The organism is Acinetobacter sp. NyZ410, assembly GCF_022828975.1.
GTDB classification, from domain to species: Bacteria; Pseudomonadota; Gammaproteobacteria; order Pseudomonadales; family Moraxellaceae; genus Acinetobacter; species Acinetobacter guillouiae.
In genome coordinates this window covers 4,807,889-4,827,892 of the sequence record NZ_CP094620.1, presented here as the reverse complement: position 1 = coordinate 4,827,892, position 20,004 = coordinate 4,807,889, and the positions used below count along the sequence as shown (strand labels likewise).

Genomic DNA, 20,004 nt, shown 5'->3' with positions numbered 1-20,004 from the left:
TCAAGGCAATTGAATAGTGATATGTGCTTGTTCAGCAGGTGCAGAAATCACATTATTAAATTTCGCAATAGAAGCATTTTCCGTCTTATTCAACATGAATTTTAGGCCAGCGAAAGCCAGTACAGCAAATAACAACAGGAAAATTAAAATCCAAACAAAGGGTAATTCTTTATGAATAATATTTTTGATTTGATCTGGTAAAGCCGCAAAAGGAGAAAAGGCCGTCTTTTTGCCTTTTAAATAATCGATTTCATCACCGACTCGTGCCACAAGATGATTTAAACTTTCAATTGATTCAATACGATACTTACCTTGGAATCCAAGCAATAAGCAATAATGAAAAACTTCGAGAGAAGCCAATCTTTCTTTACCACGAGCACGAATCAGTTCGAGAAACTCAAAGAAACGATAACCTGCAAGCTGTGAACCAAATAAAGTTAATTGGAGTGGACTGATTAACCAATGATTTTGCAGGTTAAAGAATGATGGATCTTGTTGAGTAACAATGGTTTCATCAATTAAGGCACAATATGCATATTTTGCATCATGAATATCTTCAGGAGAAAACTGCAGTTTTTTTGCTTGGTGTTCAAAACGATTCAACAAATCTAAAATTTTGTCTTTAAAGCCGTTTGCATTTTCTGGCACATACTGATTCTTCAATAAGAAAACAATATAAAATCCGTCATGTAGAAGATCGACTAAATTGGTTGCTTGTGTGATTTTGGATTGTTGCGGTAAAGAACCTCCACCAATTTGTCCATCATCAAACAGTGAGGGGGCAATATTATTCTGGCTCATGACATACTCCTCGCTTAACCATTCATCACTGCAATTAATTCAATACTGATATCTTGGAAACCTGCAGGAACATAAATACAGATGGTTTCAGAATCAAGCATACGTTGATACATTTCATGATGTGGTTCAATTTCAAAATAATTCACACCAGAACGTACCGGGATAGCAGTTGGAATTTGGACTAAATGATGAATTGGGATTGCAGGAAGTGCTGCAACAACACGTTGTTCAACATCGACAGTATTCCCGACTTTGAAACGCAGTGGGACAATTTGAATCAGTTCATGGGTTTGCATCATGCTACTAGAAACAGCGATATAAAGTCTTGATTCTTTAGTGATTTTATCTGTTTCTAAGCTTCCGACCCAATAAGATGGGCGAATTTCTTTTAGCGCAATACTGATATAACGACTTGAAATAATCGTGTCGAGCAATTCGCGTAAAATTTTATCAAGCTGGCTAAAGCTATCTTGCAAGTTATGATGTTGATATTGTGGTAAATGTTCAACTTCATATGCGGTCGAGAATGTCAGCAATGAACCCGTTAAACGCAGAAGTTCAAAAAATAGTTTTTCAGGGTGAATCTGTGGATTTTGTAACAGATGATTCAAGGTCGCATGAGCAGTATTTAGTGCATTGACCAACCAGAATGAAACAATATCACCCGATCTAAACTCAATGAGCTTTTGTTCATTTTCACGGTTATTGGTTTGAATCATTTTAATTTTGGCACGAACAACGTTCAACGTTCGCTTCAAATTTGCCAATAAGGTTTCATTTGACTGAATATGTAAAATTGGTGGGATATATTTTGAATCAATCTCAAAATTCCCTGAACTATGACGTCGAATTTTTCCGATAGCAAGATATAAAAAACCATCTAAATCTTGATTTGGATCTGCTTGAACATCAAAAAGTTTAAATTCAGTTCGGCGTCGAAGAAATGTAATTTCAGCAGGGGATGCGTCTGTAAAAAGATCGTGAGTTTCATTCAAATATGAATGGTAGCGAGCAGGTTGTTTATCCTGTTCATCAGAGATGTTCTTCTTATTCGGTTGTAAAATAGGCAATGCTAAGTAAATTAACATTTCCCCACGCAAGTTCAGTTCATCCAATAAAATCGGTTGTGGTAACAGATCTTTGGCCGGCGCTTGGTAAATTTCACCATCCTGCCAAATCATATCAATTTGCTCTAAAGCAAGCACATGTGTGCCCAACTGTGTTTCGTCAAATCGAAGATTTTTAATTCCATAAGGATAAGGAATCGTTGAACGAATGGTGTGGTTAAGTCGTTGTTCTTGATACGTATCTTGTAATTGGAAGTGTTGTGGTCTTAAAAATAAACCTTCACCCCAAAGAACTTTTTCTGCTTTAAACATAGATGATTACCATTCAGAAGATTCATTATTTTGGTTTACGCCCAATAATTCTTGAATAGAATCAAGGGGATTATCATTTTTAATGACTTGAGTTAACCATTCATGTAAAGGCATTTGGCTCCATTTAATTGTTTTTTGCAGCATATAACTCACAGGACTATGCGGCTCATTGGTTTGAAAGTAATCGGCAATCTCTTGTAAAACCCGCATTGCCTGTTCACGGTTTTGTAAATGGCTTTGTGGTTGAGGCTGAAATGTTTGTGTTTGTGGAATTGGAGCTGAATGCGTTGTTTCTGTTACTGGCATTGTCATTTGAGCTGGGGTATCTTCAACTGCAGCTGTATTGGTGTTGTTTCCAAATGAGTCTGCTTTATAGATTTTTTTCAGATTCATTTGAATATTTTCAAACTGTGAATCGATACTCGCAAAACTTGGTGCTTCCAGCTCCATCAGTGCATCTAATGTTTGTTTGATAATATTCCAATGCTGCAAAATTTCTTGAAATTGCTGATAATTTTGATATTGAAAAGTGCGAGAGGTGTTGAATAGCGCCTGATTGAATTGATCTAATTCTAAGGACGCTTCTACACTGTCAGAATCTTCGGCTTGCTTACGACGATTATTCTGTAAATGTAAGAATTTTTCGTATTGGGCAAGTGAATAAAATGGTTGAATGTTGATAAGCGGAACATTCTTTACCAAGCTCGGTAATTGGGTGGTAAAACCTTGAAGTAAGCCTAGGCGTTGATCTAAGTCGTCATCTTCAATTTCAGGATGAATCTTTAACCAGAACTGTTCTAAAACACGGTGACTCAGTTCCAGTCCTTTGATTAGCCCTTCAAAGCCATAGAGGTTTGTCCAAGCTTCAGTAAGCCATGTTAATAAACGAATATCTTTGGTTTTTTGCGTGAGTAATTGGATTGATTTTTCTGCAACAAATGACCAGTCGGCTTGCTTTGGCTCAGAAATCCAATCACCTTGGTCTAATAAAGGATCATCATGGGTACGTGCTTTTTTAATTTCGTGAAACTCATTGGAAAAAGATAAATCTTCTCCACACGGATGAGCATCAGAAATAGGCTCTAATAAGACGTCTAAATTTATATCCATTTTCTATACTCGTATATATTTAAGCTTCCACAACTTTTGACTTTTTGCTCGACTTTTTCTTTGCTGGCTTCGCTTGTGGATCTAATAGGTAAATGATTTCATCATCTTTCGTATCAATATGAATGACTTTTGGTATTTTTTGTTCAGCCAAAGCCACCAATATTTCAGTGGCCAAAGCAGGTAACACTGAGGCATTTAAAATGTTATCAACATTACGAGCGCCACTATCAACTTCAGTACAACGACTTAGAATTAATTCGATTAAATCATCGCTATATGTCACTTTGGTTTCATACTGTTTTTCGAGTCGTGCTGTAATTTTTCCTAGTTTATGCTCAATAATTCTGACTAACAGATCATCATGTAGTGGGAAATAAGGGACAATTCGCATACGGCCTAAGAATGCCGGTTTAAATTGTTTGTATAAGCTTGGTTTGAGTTGTTCAGTCAGCTCTTCAGCACTTGGCCATTCTTCGACAGGTTGATTTAGGCATGCCTGCATGATGGCATTTGAGCCCGTATTTGAAGTCAGTAATATCGTGGTGTTTTTAAAATCAATCACACGACCTTCACCATCTTCGAGCGTACCTTTGTCAAAAACTTGGTAGAACAGTTCTTGGACATCGCTGTGTGCTTTTTCAATCTCGTCTAATAACACAACGCTATACGGATTACGTCGAACGGCTTCAGTCAAAACACCGCCTTGACCATACCCGACATATCCTGGAGGTGCGCCTTTAAGTGAAGAAACCGTATGCGCCTCTTGGTATTCAGACATATTGATGGTGATTAAATGTGACTCACCACCATAAAGTTCATTGGCAAGTGCTAAGGCAGTTTCTGTTTTACCTACACCACTTGGACCAACAAGCATGAAAACACCCTGTGGTTTATTTGGATCTTCTAAACGTGCTTTTGATGTTTTAATACCTTGAACCAACTGATGTAGGGCATAATCTTGTCCCATCACACGTTTTTCAAGTTTTTCTTCCAGACTGAGAATTTGCTTAATTTCATCATTGACCATTTTGCCAACAGGAATACCCGTCCAGTCTGAAATAATTTCATTAATAATTTGGGCATTTACACGTTCAAAGACCAATGGCTGCTGACCTTGTAGCTCAGCTAACTGCGTACGTGTATTGAAGATCTCATCTTTGTTCGAATCAGCCTGTTCAGCAGTTTCTAATGCTTGAATTTTTTGAATCAGTGCCAATTCAGCTTGCCATTGTTGTTCTGTTTGCTGAATTTCTTGATCAAGCAATTCCAATGATGATGTTAACTGAGCTAAACGTTCTTCATGAATTGGCTGGTGGCGGTGTTCATTTTCAATAATATTGAATTCAAGATTTAAATTATGTTGTTGTGCTTTAAGTTGATCGAGTTTGACCGGTTGAGCATTTTGGGTTAGCGCAACACGAGCTGCAGCGGTGTCAAGCACACTAATGGCTTTATCCGGGAGTTGGCGTCCACTAATATAACGATGTGAAGAATGAACAGCGGTGATAATCGCTTCATCATCAATGCGTAAATTAAAGTGATTGGCCATCACTGGAATCATGGCACGTAGCATATCGATCGCGACTTCTTCCGTTGGCTCTTCTACTTTGACCACTTGGAAACGACGACTTAAAGCAGCATCTTTTTCAAAATACTGTTTATATTCAGCCCAAGTTGTTGCTGCAATTGTGCGTAATTCACCGCGTGCAAGTGCAGGTTTTAATAAGTTCGCAGCATCATTTTGCCCAGCTTGGCCGCCTGCACCAATCATGGTGTGAGCTTCATCAATAAACAAAATAATTGGATGAGAAGACTGTTGTACTTCATGAATCACTTGTTTTAAGCGGTTTTCAAACTCACCTTTAACACTTGCACCTGCTTGTAACAGCCCCATATCCAAAGAGTGTAATTGGACATTTTTTAACGCATCGGGCACTTGGTTCTGTGAAATTTTTAATGCCAGACCTTCCACAACTGCGGTTTTACCCACACCAGGTTCACCCGTTAAAATAGGGTTGTTTTGACGACGACGCATTAAGATATCAAGCATTAAACGGATTTCATATTCACGACCAATGACTGGATCAATCCCACCTTTTTGGGCTTTTTCAGTCAAATTAATGGTGAACTGATCTAATGCAGGTGTCTTTTTGCTCGAAGCAGAATGGTCTGTTGGCTGATTCTTAAGTTCAGCTTCTTGTTCTTGAGAATTTGTTGGAATATTTTCGGCGCTGTTTACACAAATTTCCAAAAATTTATGCTTCATCGTATCAATTGGAAACAGATCAAATAAACTCGATGCTCGAATGGCAATTTGATAAAGATCAGATGCTGTTAAAAGCGCAATCAATAAATGACCGCTTCGGATCACTGGGTCTGGTTCAGCCGAAGCAAGTAACCATGCTTGTTCAAGAAGTCTAACAATTGATTTGGAAAAAATAGGTGTACGGGTATTTCCTTTAGGAAGTTGAGAAATACACTCTAATAAATCCGTTAAAAGTGCATCTTTTGAAATTTTGTATTTATTAAGTAGAAGTTCAAGATCATTGGATTGTTGTTCTAATAATTTGACAAAAAAATGTTCGATTTCGATTTCAAAATTTTGATGGTTTACACATAAATTGGCGGATTGTTCTAAAGATGTACGTGAAGATGCTGATAACTTTTTAATCAAAACTTTTAGATCTGTCATTTTCTGTCTCTCTCAAAAAACTTTATTTCTAGGCAAATAAATTCTAAATTTTCTAGCCTATAAATTTGGCATTAAAATTAGTATATTGAAATCAAATATTTAATAATTTTTTAAAAATCACTGGAAATATTTTACATAAAAAAAAACTTTTGTGAAGACAGGATATTATGTATATTATACAACCAATTAAAAAAGTCATTTTTATCAAACGGTTAAAATATTGATACGAAATTTAACTTGACGAGAGCACGTTTTTTTAGTCTTATTTTTAAGTCTTTAACGAAATTGCTTAATTATACATATTTATAAAACATCAAAAGTAAATCTATTGAATAACTGAATCAAGTAAATATTGAGGTTGGATTTTGAAGAATTTTATTCCATATATTTTAGTTCTTGGAGCATCATTGGCGACTACATTGGTCTACGCGGATGATGAAATCAAACTAAAAAGATCCTGTATAAAAGATTACCCAATGGTCGAGGGAGAAACCAATCCTGAGTTGTTGGCGGTCTATTCACAATTGTGTGATAAGAAAAATAAAGACAATAAAAACAAGCTGTTGGTCTCAGCAGCAGAAAAGTTTCAGCAAATTGGAAAAAATGATAAAGCCATCCAAATTGTCAATTATTTAGAAACGCAAAACATCCAAAGCAATGAATTAACAGATGTCAAATTCCTTGCAGGAATTGGCTTAGCATCTGATGCATTGAATAAAATGCGTACGCGTGAAATGAGATATTTGACTGAGGATAAAACCTACCCTGTTGCGAAAAGTTTTACTGATGCAGTTAGACAAGCAATGCCAGCGGCAGTTTTGGTTGAAAAAAATCAGGAAAGTGCCCCAGTTGTAGAGCGTGCTCGTCCTCAGAAAGTAAATCGCGCTCAGAAGAGCCGTACTACACCAACACGCTCAACGCCTGCTGCAAAACCAGCGACAAAGCCTACTGCGACGCCTGCAAAACCAAAGCCAGCAACGTCGAATCCAGCAGCGAGACCTAATTTCCCAACATAATTTATTGCCCAAATTAATGGATAACAAAAATGTCAAAACGTGAAAGTGTACAGAAGAAATTACAGCGAATCCGACCACCACGTGTTCAACTGACTTATGATGTTGAAGTCGGTGATGGTAAAGAAATTAAAGAGTTACCTTTTGTTGTCGGTGTTTTAGGTGACTTTTCTGCTGCTTCTGAGTTAGAAAAAACCAAATTAAAAGATAAAAAATTTATCAATGTCGACTTAGAAAACATTGATGAAGTGATGGAGTCGTTGTCTCCTCGTGCCGCATATCAAGTTGAAAATACGCTGACTGAAGAGGGTGGGCGTATGTCGGTCGACTTAACCTTTAAATCGATGGAAGATTTCAGACCAGAACAAGTGGTACAACAAGTAGAACCATTGAGAAAATTAGTTGAAGCTCGTGAACGTTTAACGGATTTGAGAAACAAGATTTCAAATAGTGAGCGTTTGGAAGATTTACTTGATGAAGTCTTACAAAATACTGATCAGATTCGTAAATTAAGCGCTGAGGCGGGTCCTGAAAATGAGTAATTTACAAACCAATACTGTGCAAGATGCAGCCGTAGAAGAAGTAAGTTTACTTGATTCTATTGTGGAGCGTAGCCGCATTGCACGTAATGACGAAGAGCATGACCGTGCGAAAAGCTTGATTGGTGAATTAGCCAAAGAAGTGATGGCAGGAACAATCACTGTTTCAGAAAATATGTCTTTATCGATTGATAAGCGTATTGCTGAAATAGATGCGTTGATTTCAAAGCAGCTCAGTAAAATCATGCACAATGAGCAGTTTCAGAAAATTGAATCGACTTGGCGTGGTTTGTATTACTTCTGTCAGGAGTCACCTTCAAATCCATTGATCAAAATTCGTATGTTAAATACAACGAAAAAAGAATTGGTTAAAGATTTCCAAGGCGCGACAGATTTCGATCAGAGTACCTTGTTTAAAAAAGTTTATGAAGAAGAATACGGTTCATTCGGTGGCGCACCTTATGCGACATTGATCGGTGACTTCGAGTTTGACCGTACTCCTTCAGACATGTATTTGTTAGAACAGATTTCACATGTTGCAGCAGCGGCACATGCTCCGTTTATTTCGGCAGCAAGTAGTAATATGTTAGGCCTTGAATCATTTACAGATATTGATCGCCCTCGTGATGTTTCAAAAGTATTTGAAACAGCAGAATATGTACAGTGGCGTTCTTTCCGTGAAAGCGATGACGCTCGTTATGTTGCGTTGACAATGCCACGCGTTTTAGGCCGTTTGCCTTATGATCCAAAAGAAGGTTGGGCGACTGAAGGCTTTAACTTCGTGGAAGAAGTTTCAGGGCAAAACCATGATGAATATTTGTGGATGAATGCCGCGTATGCGTTCGGTACTCGTTTGACCAATGCATTTGACCTCCATGGTTGGTGTGCTGCGATTCGTGGTGTTGAAGGTGGTGGTATGGTCGAAGGCCTACCAGTACATACTTTCAAAACCAATGATGGTGAAGTTGTATTTAAGTGCCCAACTGAAATTGCGATCACTGACCGTCGTGAGAAAGAGTTGAGTGACTTAGGTTTTATTCCACTTGTTCATTGTAAAAATACAGATTACGCAGCATTTTTTGGTGCACAGTCTACGCAAAAACCGAAGAAGTATGACAGTGATACCGCAAATGCGAACTCGTCATTATCGAGCCAGATCCAATACATCATGGCAGTTTCTCGAATTGCACATTATTTAAAAGCAATGATGCGAGATAAAGTCGGAAGCTTTGCTTCAGCGGGTAATGTAGAAGCATTTTTAAATGAATGGCTATCACAATATGTATTGCTTGATGATGGTGCTTCACAAGAAGCAAAAGCGCAATATCCATTGCGTGAAGCTTCTGTAAAAGTTGTAGAGAATCCTGCAGAGCCAGGGCACTACAAGTCTGTGGTCTTCTTAAGACCGCATTTCCAGCTAGATGAGTTGTCGGTTTCTTTGCGACTTGTCACTGAGTTACCTCAGTCCTCGAATTAAAATAGAGCGTGGCTAAATAATAACTTTAAAAAATAAGGGTAATCCAATGAAAGATATATACGTTCAATTTCAAGGCAAGTACAAAGTTGATGGCGAGTCACGTGATTCTGAGCACAAAAATTGGCTAGAAGTTAATTCTTGGTCTCATAATATTCGTCAGCCGAAATCTGCGACTTCTTCAAGCGTTGGTGGTCATACTGCTGAACGTGTAGAACACTCAGATATGCTTTTTGTTAAAGATTTGGATGCAACTAGTCCAAAACTTTGGGAAGCTTGTTCTGCGGGTTATACATTTGATGAAGTTCAAATTGACTTCTACCGTGCAAATGGTGACAAACGTATTAAGTACCTTCAAATCAAACTTAAGCATGTACTTGTTTCAAGTGTAACGCCTACGGTAAATGAAGAAGGTGTTCCAACTGAAGCATTTGGTCTTAAATATGCTGCGGTTGAGTGGACTTATAATCAACAAGATATTAACGGTTCTGCTAAAGGTGCCGTTACTAAGAAATGGTCTCTTTCTAACAATACTGCATCTTACGCTGCTTAATTGTTTGTTGGAACAGATAGGGACTCGGGTCCCTATCTGTTTCATATTATTAGAATATACATTATGAATTTAGATCAACTATACCCATATGGATTTCGATCTACACTATTTGATCGTTTAATTGTTGAAGATGATTATATCAAAGGGCTTTCGATTCATGAGTTAAGAGAGTCTGTTGCTCATGATTTAGAAGACTTATTAAATACACGTATTGCCAAGCTAGATTTGGAAATCGATGATTTCCCTTTAGTAAAAAAGTCTATCGTACAATTTGGCATTATTGATTTTGTTGGGCTTTCCACAGCGAATCCAACCGATCGAGATACCATCTGCCAGTCTATAGAACAATCGATTGCTGCACATGAACCACGCTTAAAACAAATTAAAGTAGAAATGCAGTTAGATGACCAAAATGTTGGTTCGTTATGCCTAAGCATTCAAGCTTATTTAAATATCCACCCACTTTATGAACCTGTAATTTTTGATGCCTTACTTAAGCCAACAACACAGCAATATGTGATTTCTGCCAGATCTTAAAATAAAGTAGGTATGTCGTGATAGAAGAACTTTTACCGTATTATGAAAAGCAATTACAAGAATTTGGACAGCAGTCGCGTGCCTTTGCAGATAAATACCCAAAAATTGCACAACGATTATCTTTAAATCAAGAACAAATTGATGATCCACATATTGAACGCTTGATACAGGCATTTTCTTTAATTGCCGCACGTATTGATAAAAAGTTAGCTGATAGTTACGACATCTTTACACGTTCTTTATTTGAGGTGATGTTTCCTCAATATTTACGCCATTTTCCGGCGTGTTCAGTTGTGAGTTTTGAAGACTTAAACAAGCAAAAACAGTTGACAGATGTTCATATTATTCCCAAAGGGACCACTTTAAAATCGAGAAGTTTCAAAGGTGTCCAATGTGAGTTTAATACCAGTGCTGAAGTTAAATTACTGCCGATCCAACTGGAAAGCCTGAGTTTCCAAACCAATCCTAGTGCACATATTCATTTAAACCAAAATGCGACATTAAATTTAAAATTTGAGTTATTAAACCCTGCTAAAAATTGGTTGAAAAATGAAAAGTTACCCATTTATTTGGATGCGATTTCAAACTTTCCTTTACAAGTTTTAGATCATATTTTTCATAAAGAGACCAGTTTTAGTCTTCGTATCAATCATAAAGTTGTAGCGATAAAAAATCCGTTTGAAGTGATGGGCTTTGATGAAAATGAAAGTTTATTGCCGGTTGATCAACATACCCATCATGCCTATCGATTATTAATCGAATATTTCTGTTTTCCTGAAAAGTTTAGTTATTTAAATTTGAATTTAGATTTTTTAAAATTATTAAAAGAAGAAAACCTAAGTTTTGAAGTGCAGATCCATTTAAAACTGAATTTAAATGACCAAGCCATTATTCGCAATTATTCAGAATTGAATGTGGCAAATTTTAAGTTATTTACTAGCCCTGTCGTCAATTTGTTTGAGAAACAAGCTGAGCCACAAAAAATCAATCATAAAAACTTAGAATATCCTTTGATGACGGATGCACATCATCCTGAGTTCTATCAAGTGTATTCAATCGTTGAAATGAATTTGATCCGTGAAAAAAGCAACCAAGATCAAGTGGTTTATCCGATTTTACCTTTCTTTGCCATGAGTCATTATCACGGTGATGATATTCAGTTTTTTTATGCATTAAATCCAACCGTTTTACAAAATCAATATGTCGAAACGGGCTATTCGATTATTTCTAAACAATTAGAACCACACAGTATTAAGTCTGATTTTGTCAGTTGTAAATTGTTATGTTCCAATCGTGAATTACCGCACGAAGCTTTGGGCCAGTCAAACAATGTCTTGAATTTGAATGACAGTACCGTTGCTCGTCGTGCATTGGTGTTAAAAAGACCTACTGCACCGTTCCAATTTGAAAAAAATAAGAATGAACAATGGCGTATTATTTCGCATCTTTCATTAAATACTTTAGCGTTAATGAAGGGTGATGCTGTCAGCCATATTAAAGAATTATTAGAGCTTTATAACTTACCAAAATCTAAAGAAAATCATTTAATTATTGATGCAATAAAAAAAATTGAGTTTGAAATCACCAATAAACTGGTTGAAGCCAAACCCTTTCCAATGTTTGTCCGTGGGGTCAAGGTTTTAATGGATGTGGATGTCCAAGTCTTTAGAGGGCATAGCTTATATATTTTCAGCGAATTGATCAGTCATATCTTTAACTTAAAAGTACAGATGAACAGTTTTGTTGACGTTTTTGTTCGAGATTTAAATACAAAACAGGAGTTATACCAATGCGTACAGAACGTTGGTGGCAAGAAGCTTCTGTAATTGATGAGCTTTTTAAAACCCCTACAGCTTTTGAATTTATCCAAACCACACGATTATTTAGACATGCGCCCAATACCGCTGTTTTAAAGAATTGGTCTGACGATTTTCTTTTTGAAAGTTCATTAAATTTGAACTTCCCAAAACATGAAATTGAATTACTCGAACAACAAGATGAAAAAATTCATCTTACCAATTTGATTGTCGGTTTAACCGGTATGCAAGGCGCAATGCCGTATACCTATACCAATAAAGTGAAACAAGCACCGCGTAAACAGCGTGTTGAAGTTCAAAAATTTTTAGGCTTATTTAATCATAAGCTTACAGCTCAATTTGTTGAAGCAAGTTTAAGTTATAACCTGCCTGTACGTTATGAAGTTGAAAAAGAAAATAATTACTTAGAAATCCTGCATGCATTAAATGGTTATATTCGGACACAGCATCAACAGAGTGATCTAGACGATTATTTTGCTGAATTTTCTGGGCTAATGCAGGGGCAAAACAATACCGCCCATGCACTCAAGACAATGCTGACCTGTGTGTTCAATCAACACGTTGAAGTCAAAGAATATATTACCGAAAAGTTTAAACTCGGCGATGATCAGAAAACCACTTTGGGAGGCAAGCAGCCTTTTTTGTTAGGTGTAAATACTTTTTGTGGAGAAACGATCCGACAAATTGATGGAAAAATTGAGATTCAAATTGGACCATTGAGCCATGCACAGTATTTAGAATTTTTACCCAAGAAAAAATTGAGTAAGAAGTTAAAGAAAATTCTGCAAAGTTGGTGTAGTCCCACCTTACTTGTCGATCTACGTTTAGTCTTGGCAAAAGAGGAAGTCCAGCCTTTACAACTGAGCTCAACAACACAAATCGGTTTGGCACAAGGTGCTTTTGTGATGCCAAAAACTCAAAGTGACAATGATGAAACCTGTTATGCACTGATTGGAGTGTCATAAGTGATCAAAATAATTTTAGGAACTTTAGTCAGCACAATATTACTGGTTTCGGTAATCGTGGTGTTTTATTGGCGTGATATTAAATATGACCCAAATGGGCAAGATTTTCTGATTTTCTTTGGGGTGATTCCAGCGGCGATTACTTTGTTAATTCTAAGCCCAATGTTGATTAAAAAGATTTATCAAAGCCGCCAAGAGAAGAAAGAACAACAAAGAATTGAGGCAGAACAACGTTCAGAACAACAACAAACCACTGAAGCTAAAGTTGAAGAAAAAATTGAATGGGTAGACTTGAAAGTTTATTCAGCGACAAGTTTAAGTGCCTTAGGCGAAAATGAAGCACAGCTTGATCAGCTTCAAGATGTGGCAAGTCCTGAACTTGATTCGCAATTGGTCAATGGCTATGGCTTACCGATTCTTTCATTCCGTGTTCAAGAGATTGAAGAACCGTTAGAGGATGAGGCATCTAGTCTTTCCAGTCGTCAAAAACGTATAAGCGCATTAATTCAGCAGCAATTAGAACAGAATACTGAAACGTTATATCAAATTGCAGAGCACCTAAAAAACTCAGCACTCTTTTATGATGCCAAACTTGCACATGAATATCGTATGCATCCTGCTTGGATTGACCCTCATCGTGACTATGAGGATGAGCCGATAGAACAACAGGTCGCAGAAGCAGTGCCGCGACTTAATCGTTTGAATATCCATATTATTTTGCCAGAAAACTTATTCCATAGCTGGGATGAAAGTTCAGCTTCAGAGTTGGTTCACCACTATCTTACTGAGCTGGGCATTCTCGATCAGCAATTTGGCACTGAATATCATTATTGGGGTGAGACAACCGCATATAAAGATTGGATTAAGTTGCTGAAAAGAACCCAACTCTTAGATTCTGAGGCATCACTGTTTATTGCAGTAGATTCAGAAATTGATCAAGAAACCATAGATGATCGGACGTGGATGACTGAAAAATATATTCCATCTGAGTATATCAGTACCTGTTGTATGACAAATACCCAGGTCGAATTGCAAAATTTACAAGCAATAAAGTATATTCGAATTGCTTTAAATTCTGATCAGGCATCTAAAACATTAAAAGAGTTGAATTTAGACCAAGCAGAACAGTTTGATCAAGAACAGCCCTTTGTCTTGGTCTTAGACGACCCAGCAGAGATCAAGCTGTTAAAGAAACTTGAACAAAACTTTGCCGAAACAGCGATTGAAGCGCATCATTATCTTTATAGTAAAAATAGCCTAGGCCATACCCAACCCTTAGCCAAAGTTTTTGGTTTTATGTTGAGTTTGCACTTTAAAGATGAGTTGTACGGTTATGTTTATAGTGCTGAACATCAGCAAACCCAAGTGCTTGTTGGGACTGAGTTTGCATAGAACTTACAGATAAATTTAGAAAGAAATAGAGAAAATGATACAAACAATTTTAAGCTATGCATGGCAGTACATCACAAACCCGAAACTGGTGATTGCGCTTTCGATTCTGGTGGCGATCGTTTCTTCATATAGTGTAGTGCCGCGTCAGTACTTCTTTATGATGGTTGCAGCTTACATTCTTGGATTGGTGATTTACGGCATCTACTGGTTGATCCAGCACCGTAAACATGCAGAACAAGGTGAAGCATTGGCTGAAGCGATTCAACAAGACACCACTGCTGAATATGGAAAACAAAAAGATAAAGAAGAATTAAATCTGATCAATCAGCAGATGAAAGATTCGATCCAATTGATTCGTAAGTCTAAATTGGGTGATAAAAGTGGTAATGCGGCACTCTATGAGTTGCCTTGGTATATGGTGATTGGTAACCCTGCTGCGGGAAAAAGCTCGGCAATTTACCATTCTGGACTAAAATTTCCCTTTGAAGAGACCCATCAAAAAGTGGTGTCTTCAGGACTCAGTGGTACCCGAAACTGCGATTGGTTTTTCTCAACAGAAGGGGTCTTGCTGGATACAGCTGGTCGATACTCTGTATATTCTGAAGACCATTCAGAATGGTTAGGCTTTTTAAATATTCTGAAAAAGAACCGTTCTAAAGCACCGATCAATGGCTTAATTGTGATTGTTAGTGTGGCTGAGTTGGTCAGTCAAAGCCCTGAAAAATCGATCAAATTGGCGAAAAGTTTAAGAGCGCGTATTCAAGACTTAACTGAACGTTTAGAAATTTTTGCACCTGTTTATTTGGTCTTTTCTAAAATGGATTTGATTGCAGGGTTCACCGAATTTTTTGAATGTTATGAATCTGCTGAGTTTGATCAAGTGTGGGGCGCGACCTTACCCTATGACTCTGAATCATCACAGAATGCCGTAGAACATTTCGAGAAGCACTACAATATTTTATATGATGGATTAAAAGGGGTTAGTACCACCCATTTAAGTCGCCGTCATGCGCAAAATATTTCGCCAAGTGTGATGACTTTCCCACTTGAATTTAAGACTTTAAAACCTGTATTAAAAACGTTTATTGGTACTTTATTTGAAGAAAATCCGTATCAATTTAAACCAGTCTTCCGTGGCTTTTACTTTACCAGTGCTTTACAAGAGGGTGTGATAGAAAGCCCGATGACCGAACAGATTGTTGATGATTTTCAGCTGACGAAAATCCCCAACAGCGAACATGGTATTCCACAAAATTCAATTTCTCAGAATCATGGCTATTTCTTAAAAGGGCTATTCTCAGAAGTCATTCTCAAAGATAAAAACTTAGTTAAACAACATATTAACCCGACCACAAAGCGTAAACGTTATTTGGCGTTTATTGCATCATTATTGGGTGTTTCCATCATTTTGGGTCTATGGGTATGGTCTTATCGTAATAACCAACAATTGATTGCAGATGTTCAGGCCGATTTAAATAAAGTTGTGCAAATGGAGCAAACTTCGGGTCAAGAGCTCTCTACCCAAATCGATGCTTTACTGATTTTGCAACAACGTTTAGAGCAATTGGATGATTTTGATCAGCATCGCCCATTGAAGTTTTCGTTTGGTCTATATCAAGGCAATGACTTAAAAGAAAAATTAAAAGCTGAATATTTAAAAGGTGTGAAACAAATTGTTTTAGCGCCGAGTCAGCAAAACATTGCGCAATATTTACAGCGTGTAAAAGGCAATGAGCAGACGCTTAAACAAAATCATGTCAATGTAGAAATTAAACAAGCATCTTCGACACAGATTGCATCAGAACCTTCTGATACCAATCCACAAGATGCCTACAATGCGTTAAAAGCCTATTTGATGATGAGCAATCCACAATATATGGATGCGAGTCATTTAAGTGACCAAGTCACTCGTTTCTGGCGTTCATGGTTAGACACCAATCGTGGACAAATGCCACGTGGCGAAATGATTCAAAAAGCTGAAAAAATATTGAGCTACTCAATGACTTTAGCCAATGATAAAAAGTTTCCAGTGTTAGAGTCTGATGCGCAATTGGTCGATCAAACCCGTCAAGTGTTGCTCTCTGTGGTACGTGGAATGCCAGCACGTGATCGCGTTTATAATGAAATTAAAATGCGTGCGGCTGTTCGATTCCCTGCGGTGACGGTGGCACAAATTGTTGGTGAAACCAATCGTAATGTCATGCTCGGTGGTTATGCATTGCCTGGTATATTTACCCAAAAAGCATGGGATGAATATGTCGATAAAGCGATTGAAGAAGCTGCGAATAAGCCAACAGATACCAAAGATTGGGTGTTGAATAGTACCCAGTCCGATGATTTAACTTTTAGTGGTAGCCCTGACCAAATTCGTAAACAGTTAACCCAGTTGTATAAGCAAGAATATATAGCTGAATGGAAGAAGTTTATTAATGCTACCCATTATACGAAAGGTGCTGATTTTGTTCAGCAAGCCAAGGTCATGGATGTGTTGGGTGAGCCACAAAACTCTCCAATCCGTACCTATATTGACCGTGTTGCAAAAGAAACCAGTTGGGATAATCCAGTTGTTCAAGCTGAACTTGCTGCACCACAAACTGGCTTTATTGCTTGGTTTAAGCGTAAAGTTTTAGGTCAAGGTAAAACGGATGATATCCAACGTGCATCTAATCAAGCACAAGGGCAGATTTCTCAACAATTCCAAGTATTCTACCAATTGGTCCGTAAACGTGATGATTTACAGAACAAATCACTGTTGGATGATTATTTACAGAATATGGCGCAAGTCAGAAGTAAGCTGAATGATCTACGCAGTGCAGGTGACTTTGGTCCAAGTGCTTTGGCCTTAGCGAAACTGACCATTAATGATCAAAGTTCAGTTTTCAACACCACTCAAAAAGTCGTCGATGAAAAATTGACGGTTGGTTTGGGTGAGTTGGATCAGCAAATGGTTCAAAAATTGTTGGTGAGTCCATTAACGCAATCTTTTGACAGTTTGTTGACCCCAGCACAGGACGAAATTAATAAACTTTGGACCTTGCAGGCTTTCCAACCGTTTAGCCAAACACTTTCGCAAAAAGTGCCATTTAACTCATCTGGAACGATTCAAGCGACCAGTAGTGAAATTAGTCAAATTTTTGGTGATAACGGCAGCATTTCTAAATTTGTAAAAGAAACCCTTGATCCATTTGTTATTCGTCGTGGTTATACGTTGTCATCGAAGACATGGAAAAACATGGGTATAGGTTTAAATCCTGAATTCGTGATGAATTTTGAGCAATATACCACCCCAATCAATGGTGCTTCTGCGGGAGCAGCAGGTGGTGCTCCAGTTGCAGCCAATCAGTCAAACTTCCAATTCTATCCGATCCCTAACAATAAATTATTGTCCTATACCATTGATATTGATGGGCAGCGTTTGGTTTATGAAAATGGCATCCAACAATGGGTTAACTTCATGTGGCCAAATCCTGGTGCAATACCGGGAGCACGGATTACGGCAATCGATTTAGATGGGCAAACCCATACTATATTTGATGAGCCGGGTGAATACGGCATCAATAAACTAATTGATAGTGCACAACGTAAGTCATTGAATGGAAGCTTTGAAATGACATGGGCAAGCAAACAAAACAGTGATTTGTTTGTGAAACTTCAATTCCGTTTAATTAGTGGTAATGCTTCAAATCCAATTGGTTCTAATCGTGGCTATGTTGGATTAAAACTGGTTGATCGAGTCACAAGTCCTAAAGCACCATTGGTTGTTGCAGCACAGGCAGCGCCTGTTACCGTAAGTGCAAACTCACCAGCGGCTTCACCATTTGGCGGTGCGACTGCACCGACAGCAGCTGCACCTAAGCCTCAGATAACCGCACCAGCAAGCCCAACTGCGGCACCTGCTGGCAATGCGGCAAATGCTGCTGGAAAAGGAGTGGCTCAATGATTAAAGGGAACGATTTGACGCGAGGGATTAAAGTATGCAAACGATAAAGTCTACACCGTTGTATTATGGAAAATGTCCCGCACGTGGTGATTTTCTGAAAACAAAAGGGCAATATTCATTGATTCAAGTGATTGATCAATGGATTACGGAAGCTTTAGAGCTTGCAATGCGAGAAGAAAATTTTAATCAAGCTTATGAATCATTAGCACCTTTAGACTTCTTTATCGCAAACCCTAAGGAAAGAATGTTTCTTGCGGCAAATATGGTGACCAGTGAAGACAGTTCTGGTCGTCAATTTCCAATGGTTTTAAGCCAGTTATTAGAAGTTGACCACCCTTTTCAAAACTTACTCTATGCGCCGTTTAAATATAAACCGGTATTGATTGATTTATTTCAAAAAAATCGAAGCATCCGAACCATTCGTGATCCTGAAGTATTGATCAATAAGCTGGGTGAAATTGATCATGAAATACAGGTCTTGCCTGAATTAAAAACGCAGGACTTTTTTGAAAATCATACCATGCATTCATTTGCACAAATGATGAAGATCACGCCGTATGAGTTGGCGCAAAGTATGTTGGGTTTGGGCTTATTACTACAGCCTGTGCTTAAACACGGTACCAGTAAGTTATCTAAGGTGCTTATTTTACCGATTAATAATCATAATTATTGCTATGAAATTGCCGCATTTTGGGTCAACTTAATCGGACGCTTTTTAGAAAAAAGTAATACAGAGATCTTAATTGGTATTCTTCACCAAGAGTCTCCAATTTTATTATTTGGATTCCAAGGGGCAGATATCACGGCTTTAAGTAATATTTTCACTCAAAATATGCAAAATGATCATTGGGTATCTTTGGTCAAACCGCTATGGATTGATGCTTATTTGGAACAGAATGCAGGTCTAGCAGCACTTGAACAGTCTTTATGCGAACGTCAATTGAGTCTGGTTCAAGGCATGAAAATTTTTAGACAAACATTTATAGATGAATAATGATATGAAAAATAAACAAGTCAAAATATTGAAAAAATTTGCGCTTATTTCTAGCTTATTTTGTTCATTCAATGTGTTTGCTGCACCGATTGTGGTTGAAGGTGCTGTGCCGAATGACATGACCAAACAAGCAATCTTGGCGAAATTAAAAGCGGTTTATGGCGATGATCAAGTTGTTGATAAAATCCAAATTCGAGCCGTATCCGCACCAAATGGCTGGAGTGATTCGGTTACACGTGTGATTACTCCAGATTTAAAGAAGATTAGCCAAGGTAAGCTCTCTGTACGAGGCACACAAGTTGAATTGGTTGGAAAAATGGGTGTGCAAACTGATATTCAGCCAACCACCAGTTTATTCCAATCTTTAGTTCAGCCACCTTATCGATTTAATTCACAAATTTCAGTGAATGCTGCTGAGCAATCTGTGATTGATAATGCCCTAAAAAATCGAATTATTGAGTTTGAATCTGGCAAAGCTGTACTTACCGCAACAGGTACACAAATCTTAGACGAGATGGTGGTTGCATTAAATAAAGTCCAAGGTAAAAATGTTAAAATTGTGGGGCATACTGACAGCCAAGGTAATCCACAGAAGAATCAGGATTTGAGTTTGCAACGTGCTGAAGCGGTGAAGCAGTATTTAACCACGAAAGGCATTGCACCGACTCGTTTAAGCACAGCTGGTCTGGGTTCAACCAAACCGGTTGCTGATAATGCAACTGAAGATGGGCGTAAAAAGAACCGTCGTATTGAGTTCGATGTTTTATAAATTTTTATTCCATAACAAAACAATAAAAG

General features: G+C 37.8%; 15 protein-coding genes. 11 read left to right on the top strand and 4 right to left on the bottom strand.

The features are described 5' to 3' along the window. Genes icmH through tssH form a run of 4 tightly spaced genes read right to left on the bottom strand, consistent with a single transcriptional unit; the run spans position 1 to position 5,982 of the window. Positions 1-801, bottom strand: a complete 801-nt coding sequence (gene icmH / locus MTO68_RS22820; protein WP_004723567.1) for a type IVB secretion system protein IcmH/DotU — start codon at positions 799-801, stop codon at positions 1-3. 14 nt (positions 802-815) lie between these two features. After that, positions 816-2,180 carry a type VI secretion system baseplate subunit TssK gene (tssK, locus tag MTO68_RS22815; protein WP_004823587.1) on the bottom strand — a complete coding sequence of 455 codons (1,365 nt, stop codon included), beginning with the start codon at positions 2,178-2,180 and terminating at the stop codon, positions 816-818. Between the two features lie 6 nt (positions 2,181-2,186). Then, complete coding sequence (gene tssA / locus MTO68_RS22810; RefSeq protein WP_004823588.1) at positions 2,187-3,290, bottom strand: type VI secretion system protein TssA; 1,104 nt, start codon at positions 3,288-3,290, stop codon at positions 2,187-2,189. A 19-nt stretch (positions 3,291-3,309) separates the two neighbouring features. Further along, a complete protein-coding gene (gene tssH / locus MTO68_RS22805) occupies positions 3,310-5,982 on the bottom strand; it encodes a type VI secretion system ATPase TssH (RefSeq protein WP_244014480.1) in 2,673 nt (890 codons plus the stop codon). Positions 5,983-6,347: 365 nt separating this feature from the next. Between tssH and MTO68_RS22800 the strand changes: the two genes are divergently transcribed. The 11 genes from MTO68_RS22800 (at position 6,348) to MTO68_RS22750 (ending at position 19,975) form a co-directional block, all read left to right on the top strand. Continuing rightward, the gene (locus tag MTO68_RS22800) at positions 6,348-6,998 is read left to right on the top strand and encodes a hypothetical protein (protein WP_244016019.1); all 651 of its coding nucleotides are present in this window, start codon (positions 6,348-6,350) and stop codon (positions 6,996-6,998) included. Positions 6,999-7,027: 29 nt separating this feature from the next. Continuing rightward, positions 7,028-7,537 carry a type VI secretion system contractile sheath small subunit gene (gene tssB, locus MTO68_RS22795; RefSeq protein ID WP_004723560.1) on the top strand — a complete coding sequence of 170 codons (510 nt, stop codon included), beginning with the start codon at positions 7,028-7,030 and terminating at the stop codon, positions 7,535-7,537. Then, positions 7,530-9,011 (top strand): type VI secretion system contractile sheath large subunit, encoded by a 1,482-nt coding sequence (gene tssC / locus MTO68_RS22790; protein ID WP_004823591.1) that lies wholly within the window; start codon positions 7,530-7,532, stop codon positions 9,009-9,011. The genes tssB and tssC overlap by 8 nt, the downstream gene beginning before the upstream one ends. A gap of 46 nt (positions 9,012-9,057) precedes the next feature. Beyond that, positions 9,058-9,561: a type VI secretion system tube protein Hcp gene (locus MTO68_RS22785; protein WP_004723558.1), complete on the top strand. Its 504-nt coding sequence runs from the start codon at positions 9,058-9,060 to the stop codon at positions 9,559-9,561. Between the two features lie 63 nt (positions 9,562-9,624). Beyond that, the gene (tssE, locus tag MTO68_RS22780) at positions 9,625-10,098 is read left to right on the top strand and encodes a type VI secretion system baseplate subunit TssE (protein ID WP_004723556.1); all 474 of its coding nucleotides are present in this window, start codon (positions 9,625-9,627) and stop codon (positions 10,096-10,098) included. A gap of 17 nt (positions 10,099-10,115) precedes the next feature. Then, positions 10,116-11,924, top strand: a complete 1,809-nt coding sequence (gene tssF / locus MTO68_RS22775) for a type VI secretion system baseplate subunit TssF (RefSeq protein WP_004823592.1) — start codon at positions 10,116-10,118, stop codon at positions 11,922-11,924. Further along, positions 11,888-12,880 (top strand): type VI secretion system baseplate subunit TssG, encoded by a 993-nt coding sequence (gene tssG / locus MTO68_RS22770; RefSeq protein ID WP_034617199.1) that lies wholly within the window; start codon positions 11,888-11,890, stop codon positions 12,878-12,880. The genes tssF and tssG overlap by 37 nt, the downstream gene beginning before the upstream one ends. After that, positions 12,881-14,272 carry a hypothetical protein gene (locus MTO68_RS22765; protein WP_244014478.1) on the top strand — a complete coding sequence of 464 codons (1,392 nt, stop codon included), beginning with the start codon at positions 12,881-12,883 and terminating at the stop codon, positions 14,270-14,272. Between the two features lie 37 nt (positions 14,273-14,309). Next, positions 14,310-18,212 (top strand): type VI secretion system membrane subunit TssM, encoded by a 3,903-nt coding sequence (gene tssM / locus MTO68_RS22760; RefSeq protein WP_244016015.1) that lies wholly within the window; start codon positions 14,310-14,312, stop codon positions 18,210-18,212. A gap of 34 nt (positions 18,213-18,246) precedes the next feature. Continuing rightward, positions 18,247-19,206: a type VI secretion system-associated protein TagF gene (tagF, locus tag MTO68_RS22755; protein ID WP_004823596.1), complete on the top strand. Its 960-nt coding sequence runs from the start codon at positions 18,247-18,249 to the stop codon at positions 19,204-19,206. Then, positions 19,199-19,975 carry an OmpA family protein gene (locus MTO68_RS22750; RefSeq protein ID WP_004723550.1) on the top strand — a complete coding sequence of 259 codons (777 nt, stop codon included), beginning with the start codon at positions 19,199-19,201 and terminating at the stop codon, positions 19,973-19,975. The genes tagF and MTO68_RS22750 overlap by 8 nt, the downstream gene beginning before the upstream one ends. Positions 19,976-20,004 lie beyond the last annotated feature (29 nt).